General features: G+C 64.4%; 12 protein-coding genes. 7 read left to right on the top strand and 5 right to left on the bottom strand.

Annotated elements, in window-relative coordinates:
• Window positions 1-61 precede the first annotated feature (61 nt).
• Together RLDS_RS48425 and RLDS_RS48420 are read left to right on the top strand one after the other, a co-directional pair.
• Window positions 62-985 (top strand): LysR family transcriptional regulator, encoded by a 924-nt coding sequence (locus tag RLDS_RS48425; RefSeq protein WP_021227633.1) that lies wholly within the window; start codon window positions 62-64, stop codon window positions 983-985.
• A gap of 68 nt (window positions 986-1053) precedes the next feature.
• Complete coding sequence (locus RLDS_RS48420) at window positions 1054-1755, top strand: alpha/beta fold hydrolase (RefSeq protein ID WP_152528113.1); 702 nt, start codon at window positions 1054-1056, stop codon at window positions 1753-1755.
• 65 nt (window positions 1756-1820) lie between these two features.
• Here the strand turns inward: RLDS_RS48420 and RLDS_RS48415 are convergent, their stop codons facing one another.
• Window positions 1821-3275, bottom strand: a complete 1455-nt coding sequence (locus tag RLDS_RS48415) for a phospholipase D-like domain-containing protein (RefSeq protein WP_021227631.1) — start codon at window positions 3273-3275, stop codon at window positions 1821-1823.
• A complete protein-coding gene (ubiA, locus tag RLDS_RS48410; RefSeq protein ID WP_152528110.1) occupies window positions 3272-4177 on the bottom strand; it encodes a 4-hydroxybenzoate octaprenyltransferase in 906 nt (301 codons plus the stop codon). Before ubiA ends, RLDS_RS48415 begins: the two co-directional genes overlap by 4 nt.
• Window positions 4178-4274: 97 nt before the next feature.
• Between ubiA and RLDS_RS48405 the strand changes: the two genes are divergently transcribed.
• Together RLDS_RS48405 and RLDS_RS48400 are read left to right on the top strand one after the other, a co-directional pair.
• Complete coding sequence (locus tag RLDS_RS48405) at window positions 4275-5021, top strand: 16S rRNA (uracil(1498)-N(3))-methyltransferase (RefSeq protein WP_021227629.1); 747 nt, start codon at window positions 4275-4277, stop codon at window positions 5019-5021.
• 98 nt (window positions 5022-5119) lie between these two features.
• Window positions 5120-6493, top strand: a complete 1374-nt coding sequence (locus tag RLDS_RS48400; RefSeq protein ID WP_021227628.1) for a glutamate--cysteine ligase — start codon at window positions 5120-5122, stop codon at window positions 6491-6493.
• A gap of 3 nt (window positions 6494-6496) precedes the next feature.
• On the opposite strand, the gene RLDS_RS48395 is transcribed toward RLDS_RS48400, so the two are convergent.
• From RLDS_RS48395 to RLDS_RS48390, 3 genes are read right to left on the bottom strand one after another with little or no spacing between them, the layout of a single operon-like run.
• A complete protein-coding gene (locus tag RLDS_RS48395; protein WP_040603894.1) occupies window positions 6497-7804 on the bottom strand; it encodes a methyltransferase family protein in 1308 nt (435 codons plus the stop codon).
• A 44-nt stretch (window positions 7805-7848) separates the two neighbouring features.
• Window positions 7849-8208: a hypothetical protein gene (locus RLDS_RS54710; RefSeq protein ID WP_021227626.1), complete on the bottom strand. Its 360-nt coding sequence runs from the start codon at window positions 8206-8208 to the stop codon at window positions 7849-7851.
• Window positions 8209-8256: 48 nt separating this feature from the next.
• Complete coding sequence (locus RLDS_RS48390) at window positions 8257-8826, bottom strand: hypothetical protein (RefSeq protein ID WP_021227625.1); 570 nt, start codon at window positions 8824-8826, stop codon at window positions 8257-8259.
• Window positions 8827-8971: 145 nt separating this feature from the next.
• On the opposite strand from RLDS_RS48390, the gene ruvA reads away from it, so the two are divergent.
• The 3 genes from ruvA (at window position 8972) to RLDS_RS48375 (ending at window position 12490) form a co-directional block, all read left to right on the top strand.
• Entirely contained in the window at window positions 8972-9580 is a 609-nt protein-coding gene (gene ruvA, locus RLDS_RS48385) for a Holliday junction branch migration protein RuvA (protein ID WP_021227624.1), read from the top strand.
• Window positions 9577-10596 (top strand): Holliday junction branch migration DNA helicase RuvB, encoded by a 1020-nt coding sequence (gene ruvB / locus RLDS_RS48380; RefSeq protein WP_021227623.1) that lies wholly within the window; start codon window positions 9577-9579, stop codon window positions 10594-10596. Before ruvA ends, ruvB begins: the two co-directional genes overlap by 4 nt.
• A 139-nt stretch (window positions 10597-10735) precedes the next feature.
• Entirely contained in the window at window positions 10736-12490 is a 1755-nt protein-coding gene (locus RLDS_RS48375; protein ID WP_052034188.1) for an AMP-dependent synthetase/ligase, read from the top strand.
• The last annotated feature ends 8 nt before the right edge of the window (window positions 12491-12498 follow it).

Here is a 12498-nt window from a genome sequence, read left to right as displayed (position 1 = left end):
AACCAAAAAAGATGTAAAATGCATGGTATGTTTCAATAATGACAAATGAGAGTGATGATAGGTGCGGCTGGACCGGTTCGATCTCAATCTGCTCGTCGCGTTTGACATTCTGGTCGAGGAACGCAACGTCACCCGCGCGGCCCGGCGGCTCAACCTCACCCAGTCAGCGATGAGCGCGGCATTGCGACGGCTGCGCGAGGCCTTTGCCGATGACATATTGGTGCAGCACGGCAAAAAAATGATCCCGACGGCCGCCGCGCTGTCGCTGGCGCCGGAAATTTCAACATTGGTTGCCGATTTGCGCGGCCTTATCGCGCGGGGATTGACGTTCGATCCCGCCGAAAGCCAGCGCCTGTTCCGCATCGTGGCGTCGGATTTCGTGACGACCGTACTGATCGGGCCATTGATCGAACAATTGCAGAAAAGCGCGCCGCATGTCCGCATCGAAATCACCCTGCCGCGCAACGACATCAAGGAGCGCCTGGAGGATGGCGAGATCGACCTCATCATCTCGCCCGAAGAATTTCTGGACGGTCCGCACCCGACCGAACTCCTGTTCGAGGAACGCCATGTGGTCGTTGGCTGGTCCGGCAATCCCTTGACCGCCAAGGGCCTTGATCCAGATATTTATTATCAGGCCGGGCATGTCACCGTCAGCGTATCGCGCGATGGGACATTCATCGAAAATCATCTGCGAAGCCGCGGCGATCGCCGCCGTATCGAAGTCGTGTGCGCCGCTTTCAGCCAGGTGGCGTGGATGTTACCGGGGACGACGCGCCTGGCGCTGATGCATGAAAGGCTGGCCCGTGTGATGGCCAGGGCTCTGCCGCTCGCCATCTTTGACGCCCCCATCCCGTTGCCGACCATGCGGGAAATGATGCAACACCATCAGGCGCGCGCAGCCGATCCCGGCCTTAACTGGCTGCGGCAGCAACTCAAGCAGGCCGCGTCCATGCCGCCTGACGCGGGGCCTGTGCCGGCGTAATCATCCTTCCCGCTTGGGTGCAAGCAGCGACGCCTGACCCCGGCATATTGCAATAGAGGTGCATGACGATGTCCGTTTCCTTGATCGATGACCTTGCGGTCCTGCCTGGACTGATGTGCGATTCGCGTATGTTCACCCAGGCTCTGCCGGATGCGCTTTTCGTCGACGGCTTCTATGGCGGAGCCAACAGCCTGCCCGACATGGCGCGCTACAGCCTGTCCCGCCTGCCATCGCGCTTTGCAGTGCTGGGCCATTCCATGGGTGGCCGCGTCGCCCTGGAGATCATCCGCATGGCGCCAGAGCGGGTTTCGGCGCTGATCCTGTCAAGCACAGGCGTTCATCCGGTGCAGCCCAACGAAGCCGAAAAGCGTTTCGCCCTGCTCGATATCGGGCGCCAGCAGGGTATCGAGGCGCTGGTCGACCAGTGGCTGCCACCCATGATCGCGCCCGATCGGCGGAACGACAGCGACTGGTTTGCTCCCTTGAAGTCCATGTGCGTCGATGCCGGCTTGGCGACGTATGAGGCCCAGATGACGGCCCTGCTGTCTCGTCCCGAACTGGATGACCTGCTGCCCACCGTGGCATGCCCTACGCTGGTCATGACCGGCGAGTTGGACCAATGGTCCCCGCCCGCACAGCATCAGGCCATCGCCGCCGCCATACCGGGCGCTTCGCTTCATATCGTGGAGGGCGCAGGCCATATGCTGCCCGCAGAGCAGCCGGACATGTTCGGGTCGGTCATCCAGACCTGGCTTGCGCAGACTGGCTGAGCACCATCGTATGCGGGCGGGCCGGCGCCTGACCGGATGGCAGGTGCCTGGCACCGCCCGCAAGCCTAGGGACGGCCGAACCAGCCCTTCATCCGGCGGAACAGGCCACGCTCGCTGATCGGTTCGAACATTTCCTCCGGGCCCTCGGGGTCCAGCACCTCATTGTCGGCCAGCCATTCCTGCACCGCGTTGAGATCGGGCGTCCGGTAGGGGCGCAGGGTCCGGCCCGGCTTCTGCCGCAGTTCCTCGATACCCGCGATCAGGCCCCGTTCGGCGATCACCGCCGCCACCCGCTCCAGCGGCAGGTCGAGATGTTCGGCGATCAGGTCGTCGCGAATGCGCAGGATCGTCTGTTGCCGCCCTGCATTGGCCGGGAGCGCGGTGTCGATGCAGATGTCGCATTCGGTGTCGAGGCGCAGCGAGCGGTTGTTCATGTTTGACGATCCCACCCGGATCAGCCGATCGTCGACGATCAGGATCTTGGCATGGACATAGATGGGCGCCCCGCGCTGGGTGAAGGGGTGATAGAGGCGCAGGCGGCCATGCGGATCGCGCGCCTTCAGCGCCTCGACCAGCCGTGCGCGCGCCGAATCCATCGCCTGACTTTCCAGCCAGCCATCGGCCTGCTGCGGGTTGATGATGACGAATTCCGGCCCGTCCGGCTCGGCCAGTCGCCGCGCGATCGCCTCGGCTATGCGGCGCGAGGCGAAATATTGGCTTTCGGCATAGACATGCCGCTTCGCCAGCGCGATCTGGTTGAGGTAGAGCTGCTCAATCTCGGTCAGGCCTTCCTGATCGTCCATTTCGGGAGCGGTGCGGGCAATGGCGACGTCGACATTTTCAAACTGCACCGGCAGGGCTTCGGGCCAGCATTCATAGGCGCCCTTCACCGGTTCCAGATCGTCGCCGCCCGCCCCCTTCCAGCGCGCGCGGGCATGGTCGCCCAAGGCCGCGGCCACCGGGCCTTTAAGCGCAGTGGTCGCATCATGCCAGGGGCCATAGGGCGACCCGTCGGGATGATGCCGGCCATATTCCTCGTCGCGATGATGGCGCGTGTCCCACCGGTCGCCGGTCATGTCGATGCCGCCGCAAAAGGCGAAGCAATCGTCGATGACCACGATCTTCTGGTGATGCGAGGCGGCGGGCGGATGATGACTGTCCAGCTTCACGGTGACGCGCGGATGGGCCATCCATTTGAGCGTCGTGAAGAAATTAGTCGGCCGCGCCATCGCCTTGATCGCGCCCACGTCCCAGCGCAGCAAATAGATTTCCAGCTCCGGCGTCTGATCGACCAGCCAACTGATGAACTCGCCAATCGTGGTCGGCGCGCCATCATGCGCGTCTTCCTCGCGCACCAGGCTGATCGCGGCGTCGAAATCCCACCCGATCAGCATGATGCGGCGCTTCGCCTTCATCATCGCGGCGCGCGCGTGGCGGAAATAGGTGTCCGCGTCGATGACCACGCTGGCCCTGTCGGCCCGTTCGATCCGCCAGCAATCGGCGCCAGGCTGCGGCGTCATGCAGCGGTCCCGACGGTAAGACATGCCAGAAACATCAGCAAACCGGCGAAGCGGTTGGAGCGGAATTTGCGCAGCGGGTCGATCCCGTCCTCCTTCAACGTGCCGACCTGCCACATCAGATGCGCCGCCATCGGCAGCAGCGCCGCCAGCGCAAGCCCTTGCCCGCGCACCTGCCAGATCGCAGCAGCCCATAGCGACAGCGCGATCAGATAGCAAAGCGTGACGCCCGGCCGCACATAGCGCCCCATCGACAAGGCGCTGGACCCGATCCCGATAAGGGCGTCATCCTCGCGATCCTGCAAGGCGTAAATGGTGTCATAGCCGATGACCCAGAAGATGGACCCGGCATAGAGGAGCAGGCCCGGCATCGTCAGTACGCCTGAAACCTCGCTCCATCCCACAAGGGAGGCCCAGGAAAAGACCAGGCCCAGCCATATCTGCGGCCAGCCGGTGATCCGCTTCATGAAGGGATAGGCGGCCACCAGCGCCAGACTGCACAGCGCGACGATCTGCGCGTAGAGCCGCAACTGCGCCAGCACGACCAGCCCGACCAGGCACAGCGCCAGCAGCCAAGCCCATGCGACCTTGAGCGACAAGGTTCCGCTCGCCAGCGGCCGGGCGGCGGTGCGCGCCACTTTCCGGTCCAGATCGCGATCGACGATGTCGTTGAACACACATCCCGCCCCGCGCATGGCGATGCTGCCCAGCAGCAGCCAGGCGATCAGCGGCCATCGGGCAAAGCCTCCGCCGGCCAGCGCCACGGCCCAGGCGCCCGGCCAAAAAAGCAGCCACCATCCGATCGGCCGATCCAGCCGCGCCAGTTGCGCCAGCATCCGGGGTGTCTGGGGCAACCGCGCCAGCAGGCTGCGCGCCTGGCTGTCGGGAACGATCATATCGCGCAACTTTTTTCACTCCGTCCGGCCGAGCTTGTCGAAGCCCCTTTCTTCTCTAAAGAACGCAAAGGCTCATGGGCAAGCCGGACATGAAGGAAGAGATGAATTGACCGCCACCCCCGCCTGGCCACCGCAAAGCGCCCCGCGTCTGCATGTCGAAACGCAATTGGGCGATGGCGTTGCCGTGCCGGTGGACGGCAATCCGGCCCATTATCTGATCAGCGTCATGCGGGTAAAGCCTGACGATATCGTGCTTCTGTTCGATGGACGGTCGGGCGAATGGGCGGCGCGCGCGCGTGACATCCGCAAGCGGGACCTGGTGCTGGAATGCGTGGCGCAGACAAAGGCGCCCGAACAGGTGCCCGATTATTGGCTGTGCTGCGCACCGATCCGCAAGGGCCGCATCGACCTGATCGCGGAGAAGGCGTGCGAACTGGGCGTGGCGAGATTGCAGCCGGTGCTGACCCGCCGCGCCGTCGTCGACAAGCTGAACCTCGACAGGCTGCACGCCCATCTGGTGGAGGCGGCCGAACAATGCGGGCGCACCGCCCTGCCCGACCTTGGTTCACTGATGAAGCTGGACGCGCTGCTCGGCGACTGGGACGCCAGCCGCCATCTGTTTTTCGCGGATGAAAGCGGCGGCGCGCCGCTGGAACAGACATTGCGCGCCCATCCCGGCCCCGCCGCCTTTCTGGTCGGGCCGGAAGGTGGATTTGACGCACAGGAGCGGGACGCGATCCGCGCGACGCCGGGCGCGGTGGCCGTATCGCTAGGACCGCGCATCCTGCGCGCCGAAACCGCCGCCATCGCCGCTACATCGGCCTGGATGGCGATCAATGGCGACTGGAACTAGTTTCGTTTCGCCATCTTCTTGCCTTGCGGGCAATGGCAACTTATCTGATCGCGGCGGGTCCGGTTTGACGCGCCGAGGGGAAGCACTAAGGGCGGGGCATGAGCACAAGAACCGACTCAGCGGGTCATGATCCCGTCATCGAAAGCCGCGACCAGCTGATCGCGGCTTTTGCCAAGGGCGAAAAGCCCAAGGACCGCTGGCGCATCGGCACCGAGCATGAAAAATTTGTCTATGATCGCGGCGATCATCATGCGCCCTCCTATGAGGAAAAGGGCGGCATCCACGCGCTGCTGATCGGCCTGACCCGCTATGGCTGGAACCCGGTGTATGAAGGCGGCAAGATCATCGCGCTGTCGGGCAGCGACGGCACGATCAGCCTGGAGCCGGCGGGCCAGCTGGAACTGTCGGGCGCGCCGCTGGAAAATCTGCACCAGACCTGCGCGGAGACGGGCCGGCATCTGGAACAGGTTAAATATGTCGGCGACCAGCTGGGCCTGGGCTTCCTTGGCCTTGGCATGTGGCCCGACAAGAGCCGGTCCGACCTGCCGATCATGCCCAAGGGCCGCTATGCGATCATGCTGCGGCACATGCCGCGCGTCGGGTCGCTTGGCCTCGACATGATGCTGCGCACCTGCACCATCCAGACCAATCTGGATTATGGCAGCGAAGCCGACATGGCGCAGAAATTCCGCGTCAGCCTGGCGTTGCAACCATTGGCGACCGCGCTGTTCGCCAATTCGCCCTTCACCGACGGCAAGCCCAACGGCTTCCTGTCCTATCGCAGTCACATCTGGTCGGATACCGATCCGGCGCGCACCGGCATGCTGCCCTTCGTGTTCGAGGACGGCTTTGGCTATGAACGCTATGCCGACTATGCGCTCGATGTGCCGATGTATTTCGTCTACCGCGACGGCCGCTATATCGATGCGGCAGGCCTGAGCTTCCGTGACTTCCTGGACGGAAAATTGTCCGTCCTGCCGGGCGAGAAGCCGACGGAGAAGGATTGGGAGGACCATCTGTCCACCGCCTTCCCCGAAGTGCGGATGAAGAGTTTTCTGGAGATGCGCGGTGCGGACGGCGGGCCGTGGAACCGCATCTGCGCGCTGCCCGCGCTGTGGGTCGGCCTGCTCTATGATCAAGGCGCGCTGGACGCCGCCTGGGACGTGGTGAAGGACTGGAGCATGGAGGAGCGGCAGATGTTGCGCGATTCCGTGCCCAGGCTGGGCCTGGACGCGCCGGTCGGCGGCGGCCGCAAGTTGCGCGACATAGCGCGCGAGGTGATCGGCATCGCCCGGTCGGGCCTTGCGGCACGCGCCCGCCTCAACGGCTCAGGCGACAATGAAACCGGCTATCTGTCCTTTCTGGAAGAGGTTGCCGCGTCGGGCAAGACCAATGCCGAACGGCTGCTCGATCGCTATCATGGCGAATGGCAGGGCGACGTCAGCCGCGTCTATGCGGATGAAAGCTTCTGACCTTTATTCGGCCGGCTGCTGGCTGATCTGAACCTGTCGCTTGCGCCCCGTAGCCCAGGCGAAGAAGCGGGGGACGGGCGCGTTGCGCTCCATCCAGTCGCTATAGGCGCGGTAAACGGGGTCGGCCGACAAATGCCGCTCCTCGGTCTTGGCGCGCCAATAATAGACCGCGTTGGTGAGCGCCAGCATCGCGCAGTTGCGCACCATGTCGGTGACGGACCCCGTGACCGTCAGGAACGGCAGCGAGGCGAACCACCAGAAGAGATTTTTTGACAGATAAGCCGGGTGTCGGGTCCAGCGATAGGGGCCATGGGTCAATATGCCGCGATGGGTGAGGTTGGAAAAGCGGATGCCGAACGCAACGGTCGCCCAGGCATAGATGCCGGTCAGCAGGACCAGCCAGCCGCCCAGGATCCATTGCAGCGTCGTCGCCCCTTGCGTCCACACATCCCATTCCGCGCCGCCCGCATGATAATCGAGCGGACCGCCATTGCCCATCAGAACGAAGGGCGGATAGCAGATCAGCGCCGCAAGCCAGCCGCTCAGATAGGGATTGGCGGTGCGAATATGGGAATCGAGCGGTTTGAAGGTCAGGATATAGCCGACCGTCGCCAGGCACACGTCGACCATGAACATGATCGCGATCAGGAAACCGGCAAGCGCGACCGGATGCGCGATCGCATCGCTGACCCGCCATTCGACCACGCTCGCAAAATTGCCCGGAACGATCGAGATCATGAAGGCGAGGAAGAAGCCCTTGACCGCCCAGGCGCGGGCATGGTTGGCGACCTGCCCCATGTCCGCCGCGCCGGCCGCGCCGCCGATCACCCACTGCCCGAAGCTGTAGGTTGCATCGCGTGGCTCGGTCAGCCGCCTGTCGACCCAGAGGATATAGGGAATGGACGCCGCCAGCATCCAGGGCGCGGCGTTCATGAACAGGTCCATGGAAAAGCGGTAATTGCCGCTCCAATACCAGCGCGCGATGCAATAGAAGATGGCGAGGGCCAGCCATGTGGCCCACAGCCCGGCGATCTTGACGATGCTGATGTCCAGCACGTCGCGGACCGGCCGGGGCGGCGCGGACCAGTCGATGCCGGTCGATGCGTTGCGATGCACCTTGTCGACGATCAACGACCACAGCACCATCGGTACGCCGCAGGCCACGACTGCCGCCAAGCCGGCATTGGGACCATTCATGCCATAATGGCGGGCGACGAGCGTCCACAGCGCAAGGCCCGCAAGGCCGGCGAGGCCGACCCCATGGCTGACGGCGGACCGGGGACAGGAATCAATCTTCGACATGGGCGCCATGCCTAGCAGAAAAGCGTAAGCAAGCGATGAAGGCGATCGCGCGTTCAGGCGAGCAGCCACGCCTCCGCCGCTGCCATATCGTCGAAAAAGGCAACGCCGTCCCGATCGGTCAGGCGTTGCGCCTGCAGCCGGGCGAGCGTCGATCCGCACAGGAAGGCGAGCTTGCGCGACCGTATATCAGGCGACGCCATCACCGCGCCGAACGCCGCGACGATGTCCTGCGCCTGAATCTTCATGTCGCGGATATCAACCAGCGTCAGCTGACCAGGATGCGCGACATGGCGCAGTTCGGCGCGGTAGCTGGCGGCAAAGGACTGAACATCGGCCTCGCTAAAAAAGCCGCCCATGCGGATATGGATCATGCCCTGCGCGGGGTCGGCCCTGATGTCATAGCGCGCGTCCACACCGCTCTCCTGTCCTGCGCAATGTCCGGGGCGTCGGGCCTGCCCCCCTTAAAGGACCGCAGCCACCAATCCCCTGGCCTGTGCTTCATTGGCTTCCAGATACCAGTTTTCCGGCGCTTTTTGTAGCACTTCATCCATCGTGACCTGCGACCCCAATATCAGGTTCTGGAACCCTTCATTCTGGATCGCGATCGACGTCTCGATCTCGTGGATATTGGCCTTGAGCGTGGCGATGCAGGTCGATAGCGGGCCGGACAGGTTCACCGTCTTGGTGATCAGCCGTTCATGGATCATCAGCCGCGTGCCCCGCGTCAGATAGCGATTTTCCGTCGCGAAGAAGCTCATGAAGGTCGCGCCTGCGGAATAGACGGCTGTCTTGCCCAGGAAAACGAGACGCCGGTCGGGATAGAGGTCCGAATGGAAGCGGATATCCTCGCCCATCATCCGCGCGATTTCCGGATCGCCGCCCAGTGTCGAGATTTCGACCACCACCAGCCCCTGTTGCGGCGCGCCGGTGAGGCAGTTTTTAAAATGCAGATACATGCCGTGATCGACCACGCCCGACAGGGCGATGGCGGGAAATTCGAAGTCCTTGGGCGACAGCAGCGGAGCGTTCATGGGATTATCCTTGGGTGAAGATCGGGAGGGTCGGTGTCAGCGTCGGGCTGCAATACGCGCGGGCGTGCAAAAGGTGCCGCGCTTTGGGACTGGTATGTGATGGCGCAGCCTGTAAAGAACAGATCATGACCATGGGACAGCGGGCATGATTGCGAAACTCAAGGGGCTTCTGGACAGCACCGGCATCGACCATGCGGTGATCGATGTGGGGGGCGTCGGCTATCTGGTCGGCGCGTCGTCGCGCACATTGGCGGCGCTGGGGCCAGTGGGTGAAGCGGTGACGATCCACACTGAAATGCTGGTGGCCGAAGATTCGATTCGGCTGGTCGGCTTCGCCCGCGCGGATGAGCGCGACTGGTATCGGCTGCTGACCCATGTGCAGGGCGTGGGATCGCGCGTCGCGCTGGCCATCCTGTCGGCGCTGGAGCCGGCCGAACTGCATCGCGCGGTCGCGACCGGGGACAAGGCGATGGTCGCACGCGCCAATGGCGTCGGGCCCAAGCTGGCGCAGCGCATCGTCAATGAACTCAAGGACAAGATCGGCGCTGCGCCGACCGGCGGGCCGATCGGCACGGGCGGCGCGGTGGCGATGCCGGTGGGCAATATGAGCGCCGACGCTCTGTCCGCGCTCCAGAACCTGGGCTTCAAGCCCGCCGAAGCCAGCGCCGCCGTCGCCGCGGCCGAAGCAGACCTGGGTGAAGCCGCCAGCCTCGACGCGCTGGTGCGCCTGGCGCTGCGAAAGGCGGCGAAGTGACGGACGACCGCCTGCTTACCCCCGCCCGCCGGCCCGAGGATGTGGACGCCGCGCTGCGTCCCAAGTCGCTGGACGAATTTGTCGGCCAGCAGGCGGCGCGGGAAAATCTGCGCATCTTCATCCAGGCTGCCAAGTCGCGCGGCGATGCGCTCGACCATGTGCTGTTTTTCGGCCCGCCGGGCCTTGGCAAGACCACGCTGGCGCAGATCGTCGCCAAGGAAATGGGTGTCGGCTTTCGCGCCACATCCGGCCCGGTCATCGCCAAGTCCGGCGATCTGGCCGCCCTGCTCACCAATCTGGATGAAGGCGACGTTTTGTTCGTCGATGAAATCCACCGTTTGAATCCGGCGGTCGAGGAAGTGCTCTATCCGGCGATGGAGGATCGCGCGCTCGACCTGATGATCGGTGAAGGGCCGTCGGCGCGCTCGGTTCGGATCGACCTGCCGCGTTTCACGCTGGTCGGCGCGACTACGCGGCAAGGGCTGCTGACGACGCCACTGCGTGACCGGTTCGGCATTCCCGTCCGGCTGCAATTCTACACGGTCGAGGAACTGGAGCGGGTCGTGCGCCGCGCGGCGCATCTGCTCGACCTGTCCATCACGTCCGACGGCGCGGTCGAAATCGCGCGCCGCTCGCGCGGCACCCCGCGCATCGCCGGGCGCTTGCTGCGCCGGGTGCGGGACTTCGCCAATGTCGCGGGCGCGGCGGCCGTCGACCGGCAGGTCGCCGACAGCGCATTGCAACGGCTGGAGGTCGACCAGTTGGGCCTTGACCTCATGGACCGGCGCTATCTGATGATGATCGCCGACATTTATCGTGGCGGCCCGGTGGGCGTCGAAACGCTGGCAGCCGGCCTGTCGGAAGCGCGCGACACGATCGAGGAAGTGATCGAACCCTATCTGATCCAGCTTGGCCTCATCGCCCGCACCGCGCGCGGGCGATGCCTCAATGGCCCGGGCTGGAAGCATCTGGGCCTCCACCCGCCGCAGGATGTGCAGAACGGCCTGTTCGACTGACGCAACCGCGCAAAAGGCATAGCCGTTACGGCAGGGCGCAGCTATAGCCTTGAAAGATGCTCAGGCGCGCACCAGACGCGCCGAAAACCGCAGGAGTCGAGCCTTGAGGGCGATCGAGAAATTTCCCAACCTTGTCACCATGTTCTTCACCCGCGCCAAGGAAAAGGGCGACAAACCCTTTCTGTGGCGCAAGAGCGATGGCGAATGGCGATCGCTGAGCTGGGCCGAGGTCGCGCGCCAGGTCGCCGCTCTGGCCGCCGCGCTCAAGGCGAAGGGGTTGAAACCGGGCGATCCGGTCATGCTGGTCAGCGAAAACCGGCCCGAATTCTGCATCGCCGACCTGGCGATCATGGCGGCCGGCTGCGTCACCGTGCCGACCTACACCACCAACACCACGCGCGATCACCAGCATATCCTGACCGACAGCGGCGCGCGCGCGGTCATCGTGTCGACGGCCAGGCTGGCGCAGGCGCTGATGCCCGCCGTCATTCGATCGCAGGCGGATTTCGTCATCGGGATGGAGCCGCTGCGCGGCGCGCAGGGCAGCTGCGCCTGCCATTTGTGGGCCGATCTGATCGCGGCACATGCGGGCGACCCCGCCGCCGATGTCGACATTGTCGCCGCAACGCAGACCGCGACCCGCGAGGATCAGGCCTGCATCATCTACACCAGCGGCACGGGCGGCGCGCCGCGCGGCGTGATGCAGCATCATGGCGCGATCCTGCTCAATTGCGAAGGCGCAGGCGCGGTCGTGACCGAGGATTTCGGCTGGGGCGACGAAGTATTCCTGTCCTTTCTGCCGCTCAGCCACGCCTATGAACATAGCGGCGGCCAGTTTCTGCCGATGCTGCTGGGCGGACAGATTTATTATGCCGAAGGGCTGGAGAAGCTGGCCAGCAATATCGAGGAAGCGCGGCCGACCATCATGGTCGTCGTCCCGCGCCTGTTCGAAGTGCTGCGCGCGCGGATCATCAAGTCGATCGAGAAACAGGGGAAATTCCCCACCTATCTGCTCAATCAGGCGCTACGCATCGCCGCCAAGGAACAGGCCGGCAAAGGTTCCATCCTCGACGCCCCGATGAAGGCGTTGCTCGCCCGCACCCTCATCCCCAAGGTTCGCGCGCGCTTTGGCGGACGGATGAAGGCGCTGGTGTCGGGCGGCGCGCCATTGAACCCGGACGTCGGCCTGTTCTTCCAGGCGATGGGCCTCACCCTGCTGCAAGGCTATGGCCAGACCGAGGCAGGTCCGGTCGTCAGCTGCAACCGGCCGCGCGCCGGCATCGCCATGGATACGGTCGGCCCGCCGCTCGACGGGGTCGAGGTCAGGATCGCCGAGGATGGCGAAATTCTGGTGCGCGGCGAGCTTGTCATGCATGGGTATTGGCGCAATCCGGCCGAAACCGAAAAGGTGCTCAAGGATGGCTGGCTTCACACAGGCGACATTGGCGAGATTGACGATCGCGGCCGCATCCGCATTACGGATCGCAAGAAGGACCTGATCGTCAATGACAAGGGCGACAATGTCTCTCCGCAAAAAGTGGAGGGCATGCTGACCCTTCAGCCGGAAATCGGGCAGGCCATGGTCCATGGCGACCGCCGCCCCTATCTGGTCGGCCTGGTCGTGCCAGACGCCGAATGGACGCGGGAATGGGCGGACAAGCAGGGCGTAGCGGCCGATGCCGCAGGCGCCCTGCCCGCCTATCAGGCGGCGTTGCGGGCGGCGGTCGATCGCGTCAATGACGACCTGTCCGTGATCGAGCGGGTGCGCCGCTTCATCGTGGCGGACGAACCCTTCGCCATCGACAATGAAGAACTGACCCCCTCCATGAAAATACGGCGCCACGTCATTCGCAAACGCTATGCCGACCGGCTGGACGCGCTCTATAAAAGCTGATCGGGAGC

This window comes from Sphingobium lactosutens DS20, from assembly GCF_000445105.1.
GTDB classification, from domain to species: domain Bacteria; phylum Pseudomonadota; class Alphaproteobacteria; order Sphingomonadales; family Sphingomonadaceae; genus Sphingobium; species Sphingobium lactosutens.
The sequence above is the reverse complement of the archived record's forward strand: the minus strand, read 5'-3'. Positions and strand labels throughout refer to the sequence as shown.

Bases quoted from the DNA above. Each gene is read 5' to 3' on its own strand.
- RLDS_RS48420 (WP_152528113.1), top strand. From the start codon at position 1,054: ATGTCCGTTTCCTTGATCGATGACCTTGCGGTCCTGCCTGGACTGATG.
- RLDS_RS48415 (WP_021227631.1), bottom strand. From the start codon at position 3,275: ATGACGCCGCAGCCTGGCGCCGATTGCTGGCGGATCGAACGGGCCGAC.
- RLDS_RS48400 (WP_021227628.1), top strand. From the start codon at position 5,120: ATGAGCACAAGAACCGACTCAGCGGGTCATGATCCCGTCATCGAAAGC.
- RLDS_RS48395 (WP_040603894.1), bottom strand. From the start codon at position 7,804: ATGGCGCCCATGTCGAAGATTGATTCCTGTCCCCGGTCCGCCGTCAGC.
- RLDS_RS48390 (WP_021227625.1), bottom strand. From the start codon at position 8,826: ATGAACGCTCCGCTGCTGTCGCCCAAGGACTTCGAATTTCCCGCCATC.
- ruvA (WP_021227624.1), top strand. From the start codon at position 8,972: ATGATTGCGAAACTCAAGGGGCTTCTGGACAGCACCGGCATCGACCAT.
- RLDS_RS48375 (WP_052034188.1), top strand. From the start codon at position 10,736: ATGTTCTTCACCCGCGCCAAGGAAAAGGGCGACAAACCCTTTCTGTGG.